At 61.7% G+C, this 15,786-nt stretch carries 15 protein-coding genes and 1 tRNA gene; 7 read left to right on the top strand and 9 right to left on the bottom strand.

The features are described from left to right. Nucleotides 1-44: 44 nt before the first annotated feature. The 3 genes from V8Z65_RS05920 to guaB all read right to left on the bottom strand — a co-directional run bounded on the left by V8Z65_RS05920 (nt 45) and on the right by guaB (nt 3,490). Nucleotides 45-1,340, bottom strand: a complete 1,296-nt coding sequence (locus V8Z65_RS05920; protein WP_338723160.1) for an RsmB/NOP family class I SAM-dependent RNA methyltransferase — start codon at nt 1,338-1,340, stop codon at nt 45-47. Between the two features lie 3 nt (nt 1,341-1,343). Then, nucleotides 1,344-1,778: an MAPEG family protein gene (locus V8Z65_RS05915; protein WP_338723159.1), complete on the bottom strand. Its 435-nt coding sequence runs from the start codon at nt 1,776-1,778 to the stop codon at nt 1,344-1,346. A gap of 209 nt (nt 1,779-1,987) precedes the next feature. Further along, nucleotides 1,988-3,490: an IMP dehydrogenase gene (gene guaB, locus V8Z65_RS05910; RefSeq protein ID WP_338723157.1), complete on the bottom strand. Its 1,503-nt coding sequence runs from the start codon at nt 3,488-3,490 to the stop codon at nt 1,988-1,990. 230 nt (nt 3,491-3,720) lie between these two features. On the opposite strand from guaB, the gene V8Z65_RS05905 reads away from it, so the two are divergent. The 3 genes from V8Z65_RS05905 (at nt 3,721) to V8Z65_RS05895 (ending at nt 6,998) form a co-directional block, all read left to right on the top strand. Beyond that, nucleotides 3,721-4,086, top strand: a complete 366-nt coding sequence (locus tag V8Z65_RS05905; RefSeq protein WP_338723156.1) for a hypothetical protein — start codon at nt 3,721-3,723, stop codon at nt 4,084-4,086. Nucleotides 4,087-4,195: 109 nt separating this feature from the next. Further along, complete coding sequence (locus V8Z65_RS05900; protein ID WP_338723155.1) at nt 4,196-5,581, top strand: MFS transporter; 1,386 nt, start codon at nt 4,196-4,198, stop codon at nt 5,579-5,581. Between the two features lie 31 nt (nt 5,582-5,612). Continuing rightward, nucleotides 5,613-6,998, top strand: a complete 1,386-nt coding sequence (locus V8Z65_RS05895) for an MFS transporter (protein WP_338723153.1) — start codon at nt 5,613-5,615, stop codon at nt 6,996-6,998. Between the two features lie 6 nt (nt 6,999-7,004). Here V8Z65_RS05895 and V8Z65_RS05890 read toward each other — a convergent pair whose 3' ends face one another. Beyond that, nucleotides 7,005-7,349, bottom strand: a complete 345-nt coding sequence (locus V8Z65_RS05890; RefSeq protein WP_338723152.1) for a helix-turn-helix domain-containing protein — start codon at nt 7,347-7,349, stop codon at nt 7,005-7,007. Nucleotides 7,350-7,459: 110 nt separating this feature from the next. Between V8Z65_RS05890 and V8Z65_RS05885 the strand changes: the two genes are divergently transcribed. Continuing rightward, nucleotides 7,460-8,173 (top strand): glutathione S-transferase family protein, encoded by a 714-nt coding sequence (locus V8Z65_RS05885; RefSeq protein ID WP_338723151.1) that lies wholly within the window; start codon nt 7,460-7,462, stop codon nt 8,171-8,173. An 82-nt stretch (nt 8,174-8,255) separates the two neighbouring features. On the opposite strand, the gene V8Z65_RS05880 is transcribed toward V8Z65_RS05885, so the two are convergent. Then, on the bottom strand, nt 8,256-8,996 hold the full coding sequence (locus V8Z65_RS05880; protein ID WP_338723150.1) for an RlmE family RNA methyltransferase: 741 nt from the start codon (nt 8,994-8,996) through the stop codon (nt 8,256-8,258). Next, nucleotides 8,986-10,167 (bottom strand): Ppx/GppA phosphatase family protein, encoded by a 1,182-nt coding sequence (locus V8Z65_RS05875; protein WP_338723149.1) that lies wholly within the window; start codon nt 10,165-10,167, stop codon nt 8,986-8,988. Before V8Z65_RS05875 ends, V8Z65_RS05880 begins: the two co-directional genes overlap by 11 nt. A 429-nt stretch (nt 10,168-10,596) precedes the next feature. Between V8Z65_RS05875 and V8Z65_RS05870 the strand changes: the two genes are divergently transcribed. Beyond that, a tRNA-Gln gene (locus V8Z65_RS05870) sits at nt 10,597-10,670 on the top strand. Between the two features lie 762 nt (nt 10,671-11,432). On the opposite strand, the gene V8Z65_RS05865 is transcribed toward V8Z65_RS05870, so the two are convergent. Further along, on the bottom strand, nt 11,433-12,146 hold the full coding sequence (locus V8Z65_RS05865; RefSeq protein WP_338723148.1) for a YafY family protein: 714 nt from the start codon (nt 12,144-12,146) through the stop codon (nt 11,433-11,435). Between the two features lie 104 nt (nt 12,147-12,250). Between V8Z65_RS05865 and V8Z65_RS05860 the strand changes: the two genes are divergently transcribed. Then, nucleotides 12,251-12,649, top strand: coding sequence for a VOC family protein (locus V8Z65_RS05860; RefSeq protein ID WP_338723147.1), 399 nt, complete (start codon nt 12,251-12,253; stop codon nt 12,647-12,649). Between the two features lie 399 nt (nt 12,650-13,048). Here V8Z65_RS05860 and V8Z65_RS05855 read toward each other — a convergent pair whose 3' ends face one another. Then, nucleotides 13,049-13,873, bottom strand: coding sequence for an SDR family oxidoreductase (locus tag V8Z65_RS05855; protein ID WP_338723146.1), 825 nt, complete (start codon nt 13,871-13,873; stop codon nt 13,049-13,051). 94 nt (nt 13,874-13,967) lie between these two features. Here V8Z65_RS05855 and V8Z65_RS05850 point away from each other — a divergent pair, with 94 nt between their 5' ends. Next, nucleotides 13,968-14,891: a LysR family transcriptional regulator gene (locus V8Z65_RS05850; protein ID WP_338723145.1), complete on the top strand. Its 924-nt coding sequence runs from the start codon at nt 13,968-13,970 to the stop codon at nt 14,889-14,891. Between the two features lie 158 nt (nt 14,892-15,049). On the opposite strand, the gene V8Z65_RS05845 is transcribed toward V8Z65_RS05850, so the two are convergent. Continuing rightward, complete coding sequence (locus V8Z65_RS05845) at nt 15,050-15,613, bottom strand: helix-turn-helix domain-containing protein (RefSeq protein WP_338723144.1); 564 nt, start codon at nt 15,611-15,613, stop codon at nt 15,050-15,052. Between the last annotated feature and the right edge of the window lie 173 nt (nt 15,614-15,786).

Genomic DNA, 15,786 nt, shown 5'->3' with positions numbered 1-15,786 from the left:
CTTTGGGTCTTCAGAGAGCAGAACGGCTCATCGGCGCCAGCGGTTCACTTGGCCCACGCCTTGCGCAGCAGATGGCAGTAAAAGCCGTCCGTATTGGTGCGGCGCGGCGTCAGGCAGACACCGCCCCTCGGCGTCACCAGGCCATCGGGAATTTCGGTGATCAGCGCCTGCCGCCAGGCCACCGCCATATCCATGGTGGAAAAGTCGGCATTGGCCGCCAGGAAAGCTGCGACCTGATCGTCATTTTCCTCGGGCAGAATGGAGCATGTAATATAGACCAGCACGCCGCCGGACTTGAGGTAGCGCGCGGCTTCGATCAGAAGCGCGGCCTGTTCGGACTGGCGCTGGGCAAGCAGTTCGGGCGTCAGCTTCCATTTGGTATCGGGACGACGGCGCCAGGTGCCGGTGCCGGTGCAGGGTGCATCGACGACCACGCGGTCCATTTTGCCAATAAGATCGTCCAGCGCGCCGTCCTGCGGGGCACGCACCTGCGCATTGCGGACGGCATTGCGCTTCAGGCGCTCATAGATGGGCGCCAGGCGCGCACGGTCGGCGTCATAGGCAAATATCTGGCCCTTATTGCCCATGAGCGCGGCAAGGGCCAGGGTCTTGCCCCCTGCCCCCGCGCAGAGATCGAGCACCTGCTCGCCCTGCTGGGCTCCCGCCAAGGCCGCCACGATCTGGCTGCCCTGGTCCTGCACTTCGAACCAGCCCTTCTGATAGCCTTCGTCCGTGGTGACATTGGGTGTGCGTGCATCGCGCGGGCCGGCCGGCATGGTGATGCCGAAAGGGGCGATAGTGGTTGGCTGAGGCGAAAATCGCGCCAGCGATTTGATGACCTTTTCCGGCGAGGCCTTGAGTGCGTTGGCACGCAGGTCGAGCGAGGGTCTGCCGGCCATGGCCTGGCCTTCGGCAATCCAGTCATCGCCAAAGGCGCGTTGCAGCGACGGCGCCAGCCATTGCGGAAAATCGGCCCGATCGGCCGCCGCCGCCCCGGACAGGTCGGCATCGGCGCCAGCAGCTTCATCGGCATTCAGAGCCTGGGGGGCATGGGCATCGCCGGCAAAGGCCTCGTTCAGGCTCTCTGGCGTTTCCCCCCAATCGCGCATGGCCACGGCCAGCACAAGGGCACGCGGGCTGTCGCTGCCCATGGCAGCGGCGTGGGAAGCGCGTTTGCGCAAGGCGTCATAGACGAGATTGCCAATAGCGGCGCGGTCGCCTGCCCCGGCAAAGCGATTGTTGATGCCCCAGGCCTTGAGCGCTTCGGAAACGGGCCGATGGCGCGTTTCGACATCGGTCAGAACGTCAATGGCGGCGGCGAGACGGCCGGGGAAGCGCATGGGTCAGGCACTCGGAAGCAGGAGAATACGAAGGACCAGCCATAGCCAGAACAGGGACAGCACGGCAAGTCCGGCAGTGTAGATGACAAAGCGGCGATAGACGCGATTGGTGGTGACGTGGATGGCCGCGTGGACGTAGCGCAAGGCCACGAACAGAAAGGCCAGGATCACGCTGAACCAGTCGGCAAGATCGGCCTGCAGCAACAGAACTGCGCCCACAAAGAACAGGATCGGAAGCTGAAACTGATTGTCGACGCTGTTCGAAAGTAGCCGCGCCTTGAGGGGATAGGCGCTTCTGTCCACGGCAATGTCAGCCACCCGAATTTCCCCACGCATGACCCGCGGCACACGCTCCAAACCGAGCCAAAGGATCAAGCTGATGGCCAGAAAGGCCTGCAAGGCCACGGCGAGGACCAGCAGTTTTTCAACGAGGATCATAGTTCAGGCTCCGCCAGAGAGTCGGGTTTTGTCAGTAACGGCTTGGAACTGAATCGGTTTTCGGCCGGCACGCCGCAACCTGTGGTCCCGATGTCGAAACGCAATTCCGGCCGCCCTCGCGCCTGATGCGAGGACCTGTCACGGGCCCGGCTTCGTGGTCGTGCCGAGTGGCCCTCGGATCAGTCCGAGGGCCACACGTGGAGGGCTGATCAGCGCCCGCTACGATAGTTCGGGGCTTCGCGGGTGATGGTAACGTCGTGCACGTGGCTTTCGCTGAGCGCTGCGCCCGAGATTTTGACGAAAACCGAATTCTCGCGGAAATCCTTGAGCGTGTGGGCGCCGGTATAGCCCATGGAGGCACGCAGGCCGCCGGCGAGCTGATGCAGCACAGCATTGACCGGGCCCTTATAGGGCACCTGGCCCTCGATGCCTTCGGGCACGAGCTTCATCTGGTCGCGCACGTCCTGCTGGAAATAGCGGTCGGCCGAGCCGGCGCCCATGGCGCCCACTGAGCCCATGCCGCGATAGGATTTATAGGAACGGCCCTGATAGAGGAAAACCTCGCCCGGGGCCTCATCCGTGCCCGCCAGCAGCGAGCCGACCATGACGCAGGAGGCGCCACCAGCCAGGGCCTTGGCCATGTCGCCGGAGAATTTGATGCCGCCATCAGCGATGACAGGTACGCCGGACTTGCTGGCTTCCTCCGCGCAGCCCATGACGGCCGCCAATTGCGGCACACCGACACCGGCGACAATGCGGGTGGTGCAGATGGAACCGGGGCCAATGCCGACCTTGATGGCATCGGCGCCGGCATCGATCAGCGCACGCGTCGCCTCGGGTGTGGCGACATTGCCCGCCACGATGCGGGTGGAATTGCTTTCGCGCTTGACCCGCTCGACAGCCTCGGCGACCCGCACCGAATGGCCATGCGCCGTGTCGATGACAAGAAGGTCGACGCCGGCATCGATGAGCTGCAGCGACCGCTCGAAGCCATTGTCGCCTACGGTGGAGGCAGCGGCAACGCGCAGACGCCCCTGTTCGTCCTTGACCGCATTGGGGTGCAGCTGGGCCTTTTCGATGTCCTTGACGGTGATCAGGCCAATGCAGCGATAGTCGGGATCGACCACCAGCAGCTTTTCAATGCGGTTGCGGTGCAGCAGCACCTTGGCCTCTTCCTTGGACACGCCCTCACCCACGGTGATGAGGTTGTCCCGGGTCATCAGCTCGGCAATGGGCTGGTTGGGGTTGGAGGCGAAGCGCACGTCGCGATTGGTGAGAATACCCACCAGCCGGCCGATGGCGCGGCCGCCCTTACCACCATTCTCGACCACCGGAATGCCCGAGATCCGGCTTTGCTGCATCAGCGCCAGCGCGTCGGAAAGCGTGGCTTCGGGGCCGATGGTGATGGGGTTCACCACCATGCCGCTTTCGAAGCTCTTGACCATGCGCACCTGCTCGGCCTGCTGCTCGGCGGTAAGGTTCTTGTGAATGACCCCCATGCCGCCGGCCTGGGCCATGGCAATAGCCATATTGGCCTCGGTCACCGTGTCCATGGCCGAGGACAGGATTGGCAGCTTGAGCGCGATATCCTTGGTGACATAGGTGGAAATGTCGGTTTCGGTAGGCAGGATGTCGGAACGCGCCGGCTGGAGCAGCACGTCATCGAATGTCAGCGCCGCTTCGCCGGTGATGGTGGTAATAATCTTCGCCAAGGCCAGACCCTTCCTGCCTTCTGATGAAATCCAGAACTGTTGGAATGTGAACCGGCGGAGAGGACTCGCGGGTTCAGGTTGGCGAGGGTCAATAGCACCCGGGGCTGGTTTTGCCTAGTGTCCCCATGGCGCTTTGTGGCGGCCGGCCAGCGCCGCGGCTTGATCCATGGCAAAATCGAGCCAGCGAAGGCATGATAGTCTTCGTGCCAGGAACGCTGTCAGGTGCTGCAATGAACGATTGGCGACTTTACCTTCAATACGGGGTCGGCTGGGGACTGCTGCTCTGGTTCTTCGGCTATGCTATGGGCATTGCCCTGTTCCCCTTCGTGCCGACCGAATATCTTGGCTGGTATGTCAGCCCGCTCGGCCTTGCCGCCACGATATTCGTGCTCTTGCGGTGGGCCCATATCAGAACGATCACCCAGGGGCTCGCGGTAGGGTTGATCTGGGCCGCAATTGCCATGGTGATGGATTATGTTTTCATCGTGCTGCTGCTGCAGCCGGCGGACGGCTATTACAAGCTCGATGTCTACGTCTATTATGCCAGCGCCTTTATTCTTCCCGTGCTGGCCGGGTGGCTGCGCAGCCGGCGCTAGCTGGAGCGCCTGAGGCTGCGTTTTTTGACTAGGCGTATGCGACGGATCAGCCCATAGTGCGCGGGTCGCATTCGCGATTGTTCCTGCTTGTCCCTAGACAATTAGTACCTTGATCCGCGTTACCCCGCTCATCCTGGCGGTCGCCCTGTTCATGGAACAGATGGACTCGACCGTCATTGCCACGTCGCTGCCCGCCATCGCGACCGATATCGGCTCCGAGCCGATTGCGCTTAAACTCGCCCTCACGGCCTATTTCGTCGCCCTGGCCATTTTTATCCCGATCAGCGGCTGGATGGCGGACCGGTTCGGCGCCAAGAACATCTTCCGGCTGGCCATTTTCGTGTTCATGCTGGGCTCGCTGGCCTGTTCCTTCGCCTATTCGCTGGAAACCTTTGTAGCGTCACGCTTTTTTCAAGGAATCGGGTCATCTATGATGACGCCGGTGGGGCGCCTTTTGCTGGTACGCTCGACGCCGCGCAATGAACTGGTGTCGGCCATGGCTTGGCTGACCGTACCGGCCCTGGTGGCGCCGGTGACCGGGCCGCTGATCGGCGGGTTTCTCACCACCTATCTCAGTTGGCACTGGATTTTCTGGATCAATATTCCCATCGGAGTTGCGGGCATCATCCTCTCTGGCATCTATCTCAACGTGCCCGATGAACGCACGCCCCGCTCAGTGGATATTGTGGGCTTTTTCATCGCCGCGGTGGCGTTTGCCGGCTCGGTCTTCGGACTTTCGGTCATCAGCCTGCCGGCGCTGCCGATCATCTATGGCTATATGACCCTGGCCGTGGGCGCCACAGCGGCCCTGCTCTATCTGCTGCATGCGCGAAAAACCAAATATCCACTGCTCGATCCCAGGCTGTTCCGCCACAAGCTGTTCCGGTCCTCGATCACTGGCGGCTCGCTGTTCCGCATCGGCGTTGGCGCCATGCCGTTCCTCCTGCCGCTGATGCTGCAATTGGGTTTCGGGCTCAATCCGTTCCAATCGGGTGCGATTACCTTCATCTCGGCCATCGGCGCGATCATCAGCAAGTTCATGGTCGAAAAGATCTTCGCCCGTTTCGGCTTTCCCCGCGTGCTCGGCTTTGCGGCCGTGCTGGGCGGCGTCCTGCTAGCGGCGCAGGGCCTCTTCACCGCCGACACACCGCCGGCCCTGATGATGGCCATCCTGCTCGCAGGTGGTGTCCTGCGCTCGATCTTTTTCACCGGCTCCAACGCCATCGGCTACGCCGATATTTCAGACGAGGAAGCCAGCCAGGCCACCGCCATCGTCGCCGTGGCCCAGCAATTGTCGGTGGCCTTCGGGGTGGCGGTGGCCGGCGCCATACTTGAGGTCACGAGCACGCTGAGCGGCGGGCATCTGACGCTGCTCAATTTCCAGATCGCCTTTTTCACCGTTGGGGGGCTCAGCGCCCTGGCGGGCCTTGTTTATTTCCGCCTGCCGCATGACGCGGGCAACAATGTTTCGGGCCATAAGGCCGCCAGGGAGTGAGCGGACCCGGATCGCCGGGCCGTGAAAACACATGTCGCGCGTAACACCACTGATCCTCGCCACCGCGCTGTTCATGGAAAACATGGACTCGACGGTGATTGCCACTTCACTGGCGGCCATTGCCGCCGATATCGGCACCGATCCGATTTCGCTCAAACTGGCGCTGACGGCCTATCTGGTGGCCCTCGCCATTTTCATCCCCATATCGAGCTGGATGGCCGACCGGTTCGGCGCGCGGCGGGTGTTCCGAACCGCCATGCTGGTGTTCATGATCGGCTCGATTGCCTGCGCCTTTTCCGGCTCCCTGGCCCAGTTCGTAGGTGCGCGTTTCATCCAGGGCATGGGCGGAGCGATGATGGGTCCGGTCGCCCGGCTGGTGCTGGTGCGGATGACACCGCGCCATCAATTGGTCGATGCCATGGCCTGGCTGACCATCCCCGCCTTGATCGGGCCGATTGTCGGCCCGCCCTTTGGCGGGTTCCTCACCACCTATTTCTCCTGGCACTGGATCTTCATCATCAATGTGCCCATTGGCCTATTGGGCATGGCGCTGGTCGGCTTTGCCCTGCCCAATGATCAGCGCAACAAGCCGCGCAATATCGATGGTAAGGGCTTCGTGCTGGCCGGCCTGGCCTTTGCCCTGTTCGCCTTTGGCTGTTCGGTGATCAGCCTGCCCGCCCTGCCCCCGATCTATGGCGTCGTCGCCGCGGTGCTGGGTATTGGCCTTGGCTATTTCTACACGCGCCATGCCCTGGTCGCCGAGTATCCATTGCTCGATCTGCGCCTTTTGCGCCTGCCGATCTTCCGTGTGTCGGTGGTGGCTGGCAGCTTCTTCCGTCTTGGTCAAGGCGCCGTACCCTTTCTCTTTCCACTCATGCTGCAATTGAGCTTCGGGCTGACGCCGTTTGAAAGCGGCATGGTCACCTTTGTCGCCGCTATCGGTGCGCTGGCGGCCAAATTCGTCGCCAATTGGATGTTCAAAACCTGGGGGTTCAAATATCCGCTGGTGGTGTCAACACTGGTGTCGACCCTGGGCATCCTGGTCATGGGCTTTTATGCGCCCGGCACGCCCTTCCCGCTGATTCTGGGCATTCTGGTCTTCACCGGCTTCTGGCAATCCATGTTCTGGACCGGCTCAAATGCCTTCGTTTTCGCCGATGTGGAGGACAAGGATGCCGGCCAGGCCAATGTGATGAGCCAGGTCTGGGGTCAGCTGATGTTCGCCATGGGCGTGGCGCTGGGCGGCGGCACGCTGGAACTGGCGCACCGTCTACGCGGCGGCGACGAGCTGGCGCTGGCCGATTTCCACATGGCCTTTTATGTGGTTTCCGCCGTCAGCGCGATTGCCGTGGTGATGTTCCTGCGCATTCCGCGCAATGCCGGCCACCAGCTCATGGGCGGCCCGCATATGCATTAAGGCCTGTCAGGCCTCGGCGGGAACGGCGTGGCGGGCGCGCAGCCGGGCACTTGTCGACCACCAATCGGCCAGGGAATCGATGAGTGGCATCAATTGGGTGCCGGCGGGCGTCAGGTCATATTCCACCCGCAGCGGATAGCCGGGAAAGGCTGTGCGCGCCACCAGGCCAGCCTGTTCGAGCTTGCGCAATTCGAGCGACAGGATGCGGTGGGAAACGCTGGGATTGTCGCGCTGAAGGTCGCTAAAGCGCTTGGTGCCATCCTTGAGATAATAGAGCAGCAGGCTGGGCCAGCGGCCCGAGAGAACCCGCATCACATCCTCGATGGGGCAGGCGGAAACGAGGGTCTGCATTAGGCTCTCCAGCGCTGGTTACAAAATTGTCCGTAATTTACTTAGGCATCGCATTGGCTAGGTTCCACCAGCTGCGCAGCGCCAGATGAACTTATTCAAGGACAAATATCGTGGAACCAATTCTCGTTTACGGCCATCCGGCCGGCAGCTCGATGGGCCTCGTCGCGGCGCTGGAATGGCTCGGGCAACCCTATCGCCTGTGCCGCGTGGACATGCTGGGCGAAATGCGTGAGCCCACCTATGCCCGCATCAATGGCCGGCATGAAACCCCTGCCCTGATCACGCCAGACGGCAGGCCCGTCAGCGAGACCATGGCCATCGCCCAATGGCTCGCTGCGCAGGATACCGAGCACCGGGTCAGCTTCACTCCCGGTTCGCCCGAAGCGAACCGCATGTGGCAGATGCTCGGCTTCATCAATACCGGCTTTACCGGATCCTTCAGCCCGCTCTGGATAGCGCTGGAGATGGAAGAGCCCGATCCGGGCACAATCTCGGTGCTGCACAAGATCGGCAAGGAGGGGGTGATCGGCCGCCATGACAAGCTCGAAGCCCTTGTCGGCGACGGGCCTTATCTGGTGGGCGAGCGGCCGAGCCTGGCCGATGGCGTATTGATCGGGGTGGCGCGCTGGCTCGATTTCCATGGTGTCGCCGCGCCGGAGCGCTGGCCGCGTCTTGCTGCCATAAGGCGGCGGCTGGAGGCCGACCCCGCCGTCGTCTTCGCCACCGCCATCGAGAACGGCGACACACCCCGCGGCTCGGGCGCCTGTCTCGGTCATGTCGGGCTGGCGGATGTCATCGCGCGCTATGGCCGCGACGCGGCCTGATCGTCAGCAAAGGCGGGCGGCCTGTTCGTCGCCCGCTTCGCCCGCCACTCGACCGCAGGTCTCGTGGCCTCGACACCTGAAATCACTCCACCGGAGTGATTTCGCCGTCGGCCGGTGTCGAGCCCTTAAACCCCTTCGCAACGAGGTACGCCTCCGCCGAGTCCTTGCGGCTCGAGGGCGGCTTGATATGGAAGGTCGAGGAGAAGTGGCGTTTGAGCATGTGCAACAGCTCATGCTCGGTGCCGCCTTGAAACACTTTGGCGACGAAGGATCCGCCCGGCGCCAGTACCTGGATGGCGAAATCGGCGGCGATCTCTACGAGATGCACGATACGCAGGTGATCGGTGGCGCGGTGGCCGGTCGTGGGCCAGGCCATGTCGCTCATGACCACATCGGCCTTGTGGTCGCCCAGGGCCTCGATCAGCAAGGCCGGCGCATCGTCCTCGGTGAAATCCTTCTTGAAGAGGATAACGCCGGGAATAGGGTCCATATCGAGATAGTCGATGCCGACCACCAGCGGATTTTCGACGGTCGAGCCGACGGCCTTGGCCGCTACCTGCGACCAGCCGCCCGGCGCCGCGCCCAGATCGACGACGCGCATGCCCTTTTTGAAAAAGCGCTGCTTTTCGTCCATTTCCTTGATCTTGAAGGCCGCGCGGGAGCGATAGCCTTCGGCGCGCGCGCGCGCCACATAGGGATCGTTGAGCTGGCGCTCGAGCCATTTGGTCGAGGCGACCTTGCGGCCCTTGGCGGTCTTCACCCGGATCTTAAGGTCCTTGTCGGACTTCCGGCCGCCCGTGCCCAGAGCCTTGTTATTGGCCATTGCCCTGCCTCCTGGGGTAACGATTGGGCCGCTTATGCGAGCGGTCGGCATCCATCAACGAGATCAAGATCCCCTCGCGCAACCCCCTGTCGGCCACGCGCACGCGCTCGGTCGGCCATTCGCGGCGGATAGCCTCGAAAATAGCGCAGCCGGGCAGCACCAGATCGGCGCGATCCTTGCCGATACAGGGGTGGGCGACGCGGCGGTCAAAGGGCATGCCGAGCAGCGCGCGCATCGTCTGGTCCACCTGGTCGCGCCGCATCCAGAGCCCATCGACCTTTTGCCGCTCATAGCGTTCCAGGCCCAGATGCAGCCCCGCCAGCGTGGTGACCGTACCCGAGGTGCCGATCAGGTGTACCGGATGGGTGCCGATCATCTGCTTGAGCTTTTCGCGGCCCCGGAACTGCCTCAGATGCGAGCCGACATAGTCGACCATGGCCTCGAAAACCTCAGGGGTCACATCGACGCCACCGAATTTTTCGGCGATCGAGACCACGCCCACCGGCAGCGACTGCCAGGAGCGAATCGAGGCCGACATGCGCCCCTGGGCGCGCGGCCTGCCGCCGCGGAAATCGAGCCATGCCAGTTCGGATGAGCCGCCGCCAATATCGAACATCAAGGCGCCCTGCGCCGCGCTGTCGATCAGGTCGGCGCATCCAGTGACGGCCAGTTCGGCCTCGGTACGGCGGTCGACGATTTCGAGATCAAGCCCGATTTCATTGCGGACGCGATCGAGAAAGGCGGGGCCGTTCTCGGCGGCGCGGCAGGCCTCGGTGGCGATCAGCCGCATGCGGGTGGGCTGGTGGTCGCGCAACTTGTTGCGGCATTGGCGCAAAGCATCGAGCGTGCGCTCCATGGCCGCGTCGGACAGCCGCCCAGTCACCGACACGCCCTCGCCCAGCCGCACGATGCGCGTAAAGCCGTCCAGCACGCGGAAGCCGCGATCATGCGGGCGGGCGATGAGCAGGCGGCAATTATTGGTTCCCAGATCCAGCGCCGCGTAAAGCGGCCCGCGACCGCGCCTGGGATGGGGGGCGTTTGGGGTCCGTTGATCCGGCGTGCGAGGCGGCGAAGCGCGCCCCCTGCCCTCCCGGTCTGTGCCGGAAGAGACGCCGGCTCCGGCCTCGTCCACAAGGGCCGAGACCAGGGCGGACCGAACAGGTTCGGTCACTTTTGGCTCCTTGGTGCGCGGTCGCAGGACCGTTTGAACCGGCCGCGCCCGAACGCACCTTATGTTGCGTTGTCGGAAATGACGGTAGAGCAAGGCAGCCCCAAGCGCAACGCAAAGCGTTACTTCAGCGCCATCGCGTCAGGCATGCCCACCCGGCATGGCTCGCGCCCCCTCGCCCTCCAGGCTTTTCCGCGTCGCGACGCGGCCGCCGGCGCCCCGATGCCGGACAAGGTCGGCCACCCGGCCGACGCTCCTGCCCCATAACCATGGTCCACCGCGCCCCGATAGCGGCAAAACAAGGAATTTTCCCCAGCGCGGCATAATCCCGCCGCGTCCCGCTTGCATTCGGTGCCAGCTTTGTCTAATGAGACCCCCGTCGCGCTTCGCCGCCCCAAGGGCCGCCGCGCCGACCTGCCAGCAGGCATCTGCTGGGGAATAGTTCAATGGTAGAACAGCGGACTCTGACTCCGTCGATCTTGGTTCGAATCCAGGTTCCCCAGCCAAACTTTCAATCAAGCCGCTGTAATTAGAAGCTGAAAGCGAAATTCTCGCTGCGGCTCCGTCGTACACAAGGCCTCACACAAAGGGCCCCAACATGTGCAGAGCAGTCCAGTTTTGCAGCCTCCGTAACCAAGCCTATTATTGACGCCGACGCATCCCAGGCTCTGACGCATATGTGGATTTCAGTCTCGGCACACGAGACTGGCGGGTCGCCCGACAGCTATCTTGTGTCCTAACGCTCGAAAGCGAGCGCTCGCTTGATGGTTTGCGTGAGGGCAGTATGACCGAGGAGCAGGTGAAGGCCTTCACCAAGCTTTGCCTCAAAAAGTACCAAGAAAAGCTCCGCGGCCTTACCATGCTCGCCCTGGATTCGGGTATATCTCTCGCTTGCAACGTGTGCCGGTGCGTCGCGGCAACGAATGAATCCAATTTCGATCCGCAAGTGTCGGGTAGGAATCGATTGAAGGATGGTGTGGCGCAAAAGTGGGTGAGACGGGGTCGAAAAGCCAGGGCCTCCTACTGTTTCGTGGACGCTGCGGATGATATGGATAGGGTACGCGAAATCCAATACGGGGTCGCAGCCTCTGGTGCTGCACCAGACGCCGGACTGATGGCACGTCGAACCTCGCGATAAACCCTCAAGGCACCGCTTGCATCCTGCAGGACGACACATGGATAGCCGTCAGCCTGTTTGTGAGAGGGCCTTCGTCGACGCCGCCGGAGCAAGTAGTTGTCCAATGATCAGGTTCTGTCAGCTCTGTTGATCACCTCGGTGTTGACCCTATGCCCTGTGCAAGTTCCGCAGTCCGCCAAGCCTCCCAACGTCGAGCCAGCGCGCTACGGGTTGCTGGGATGGGTAGGTCGAGTATCTCGGCGGCCACTATCCTGTCGGTGCGGAAATGCCGAAAGGCCTGCCGTAGCTCACACCATGCGATCAGGACGCATTGCGTGTCCGAATAGCCGAGCACAACTGGCCAGACTGTGCGCTCCGTCCGCTTGTCGTCCTCAGCCGCGTAGGCCACGAACATCTTCATCCGCCTGCGAATTGCTTCCCGCATCATCGCTGTATCTGCTTGCTCCGCCAACGCATTCAGAGGCGTTCTCGCCGCAGTGCTCGGCTCGGCAACGAAGGGTCTGAGGTGAGCGGGAACAGCCATAACAATCTTGGCAAGAACATCCAGAGCAGCAGGTGAGAGCTGCGGATCGCCGCGCATCGCGACCCATTGCGCGCCAAGCACCATAGCCTCGAGCTCCGCCGGGGTAAGCATCAAGGGTGGCATGTCGTATTCGTCCGCCAGGAGATAGCCGAACCCTGCCTCGCCCTGAATCGGCACCCGTTGCGCCATAAGCGCGGCGACGTCCCGATAAACCGTGCGCGGGGACACTTCCAACTCGGCCGCCAACGCAGCGCCCGTCACGGGGCGGTTCGAGCGGCGCAATATCTGAATGATCTGAAAAAGGCGGTCTGCGCGCCGCACGGCCTCATGACTCCTGCTGACATAACGGTGGCAGCAGCAATGCGCTACATGCCTGTTCTGCGCAAGCCGTCGTTGGACAACCGCACAGAACCAAAGGAAATGTCATGAAGTTCGCATCCGTCCGCCTCATTGCCGACGATATCAAATCCATGGTGGCGTTCTATGAGATGGTGACAGAAAAAGCCGCCGCCTGGCTGGCGCCGCAATTCGCCGAAATCGTCACCTCAGCCGGCACACTTGCCATCGGAAGTGCGGAAACAGTCGCCTTGTTCAGTGCGGGGAGTTCGAAGCCACGCGCCAACCGCACTGCAATCCTTGAATTTATGGTCGATGACATCGACGCTGCGTTTGAAAGGCTCAAAGACAAAGCAGAAATAGTACATGAGCCCAAGCTGTTGCCTTGGGGCAATCGGACGTTCCAGATTCGAGACCCTGAAGGCTCTGCCGTCAGCTTGTTCATGCCCTTTACCGATGCGGCCAAGGCGCGCTTCGGACAGCGCTAGGACAGCAAGAGCGATCGTATGCGACGGATACTTACTTCGCCCTGCCTATAAACACCCATCGTCGCAAACGGCCTAGGCGTGTCGGTAAGGCGAATGCACTTGCTCAGTTTGCCATTCAGTAGCGTCCAATTGCTTAACCTAGGGGCGCATACCAGTGGACCGCACAGTCGGGCGATCCGGCACTGAACAGGCATGAGCCTGGACGCACGATGTGTCCAATCGCCCTCGCGGCCTTTGCCCTGACAGAAGCTTTTTTGATCGCCTTAACAGGATAGCATTGAAGAGGAGAGCGTCCGGCCTGGCAGTCAACTGTCATCGGCCGGACGTGTGTTGGTCTATTCTTTTGGCAGAATTGTCCGCCCCAGCCGCCGCACCACGCATCCAGGGGCCAGGATCAGATCAATCAGCTGCCACGGAGTAGCTCCTTACGGCGCGCATGTCCTCCAAGCGCTTCTGAAGGGTCTGTTCTATAAAATCGGCGGTCTGTACGCCGAGTGGCAAACGCAGTGCGGGGTCGCCACTATCTATGAACTCGATGATCGTGGAACACATCTTCTCGGGATTTCCGAAGTCGTCGAACGCGCCACTCGCGATCAGTTCGCGCCATTTCCCCGACGGAGTGTCCTTGTAGACGTCCATTGCCGGGGTGGAGTCCAGACTCCGCAGAAAATTGGTCGCGGCGGCGCCCGGCTCGACTATGGTGCACTGAATGCCGAAGGTTGCGACTTCCTGGGCCACAGCTTCCACAAACCCTTCGATGCCCCACTTGGTGGCATGATAGACGCTGTAGTTGGGCAAAGTGACCTGACCGCCTCCCGAGGAAATCTGCACAATGCGGCCACCGCCCTGTTCTCGCAAATGCGGCAATGCGGCCCGGATAACGTCGATTGAACCGATAAGGTTAGTATCAATCTGATGACGGATTTGGGCGCCCGTCACCTCCTCGGCAGCACCATACAACCCGTACCCTGCATTGCTGACGACGACGTCAATCTGTCCGAACCGATCGAAGGCTCGGTCCACGGACAGGCGCGCGGCGCCGTTCTCCGACACGTCGAGGTGATCGACAATCAGCTGTTCGCCAAATTCCTCCTGCAACGTATCAAGCGGGCCTGCCCGCCGGACAGTGGCGAAAACGCGATCGCCGCGCCGCAGCAGCTTTTCGGTCAGGATCAGGCCAAGGCCCGACGAGGTGCCCGTAATGTACCACGTCTGCGTAGTCATAGTGTTCTCCTTGCTGAGAACAATGACGTAGCTCGTGGCTACCATTGCCAAAAGATACTGAATGCGACATGAAGTGTGAACCAGGGGTGCATAATTGACGTTTGACAAGAGCCTTTTTGACCATGTATCGCCGTTTCTTGCGGTTGCCGAAAATGGCAGTTTCACCCAGGCCGCCAAGGCATTGGGCGTTACCACCACGGCAATAAGCAAAGCCGTCCGAGCCTTGGAAGCCCGAGCAGGCACGGCCCTCCTTCAGCGAACGACGCGGCGGGTTGCATTAACGGAAGCTGGACGTGTACTCGCCGATCACCTCCTATCCGCAGCAGCACAGGCAAAAGAAGGCTTCCAGTCCGTCGCGGCTTTAGGGGAAACGCCGACCGGAACACTGCGACTGACTGTGCCGACACTGGCAATTGAGCCGCTGCTTCGTCCCGTGATCAAACAATACAGCGCTCAATATCCCGCCGTAGCCCTCGAGATCTCCGTAAACGACGCCTTGGTCGACCTCATAGGGTCGGGGTTTGACGCAGGCATTCGACTTGGGGAGTCTGTGGCCAAGGACATGGTGGCAGTCAGAATATCGCCGCCAATCAAATGGGCGATCGTGGGCAGCCCCGACTACGTCGCACAGCACGGCGCGCCACAGCAACTAGAGGACCTGCTCGACCACGACGCCATTCTTTACCGGTTTCGGAGCGCCAACAGCGTTCATCGCTGGAGTTTCGTGCGAGATGGCCAGGAGTTGTCCATCCAGCCTCGCCGGCACATCATTGTGGACGATCTCAGGGCCATAACGAGCCTTGCCATCGATGGTCACGGCCTCGCCTTCCTGCCGGTTGCTACCGTAGCGCAGCACGTTCACAGCGGTACGCTCAAGAGCTACTTCGAAAGTCAGCTACCGTCAGACAGCGGCTACTTTCTCTACTTTCCGACCAAGAGCCAGTTGCAGCCCAAGCTTCGGGCTTTCATCGACTGCGCGACGAGCGTGTTCAAACATCATAAACGAACAGAGAAATGACCGCAGCTTAAAAGCAGTTCGGCCGTCCGATCAGTAGCAGCGTTCGGTTCTCATTGTTCAGAGGCGCGACCGACCGCAACGCGCCCCATTCCTGCCGTTTGATCAGCCTTCGCGAATGCCCGAAAGCGGACATCGTGCCGTATTGTGAAGGCGGTCGTTCAATTGCCTTGGACACCCTCGCCGATTGCGTCATCGATCCAGGTCCGGGTCTCCGATAGCAGCTCGTTAGACAGTGCCTGATCTTCAATCCCGCGCGCGATGGTCATGGCGCCGACCATTGCGGCCCAACTGACGATTGCCAGCCGGCGGCGCTCGGCCGGGTCGCCTTTGATCCCCGAGGCAATTCTGTCGATCTGCGCGCGCGTGCCATCACTCATGGCATGGCGGGCAGCTGCGCTCTGATGGCGCGTCCCCGCCGCCATGCCTGCTGTGGGGCAACCCTTGCCTGGATTGTCGCGGTGGAGCGGTGAAAGGTAGCGCTCGACGTAACTCGACAGGTTGAACGGCGCGCTGGAATCGACCTTGAACACATGGTCGATGGTTTTGGCGACCAGGTCTTCCTTGGAGTCGAAATGGCCATAGAAGCCGCCATGGGTTAGCCCGGCGGCGTTCATGACCTCGGAGACGGTTACCGCATCGAAGCCTTTCTCGCGAAAGAGCTCGCTGGCGGCGTCCAGAATCCGGATGCGGTTTTGCGCCATCTGCTCGCGTGTGACTCTCATTGCCTGCCTCAGTGGACGTGACAGCTCCGCGTTGCGGCACCATCAGCATATATGATGAATGTCATCAATATAGGAGTTTTGGCCGTTTGGGACAAGGCGGCAGCGGCACGTGCTCCGGCTCTGGGATAATTCCGTCAGCGAGCCGTTGACATTTTCATGACGCTTATCATATT

This window comes from Devosia sp. XK-2 (genome assembly GCF_037113415.1).
GTDB lineage: Bacteria > Pseudomonadota > Alphaproteobacteria > Rhizobiales > Devosiaceae > Devosia.
Note: the sequence above shows the minus strand (reverse complement) of the source record. Positions and strands in the feature narration are given on the sequence as shown.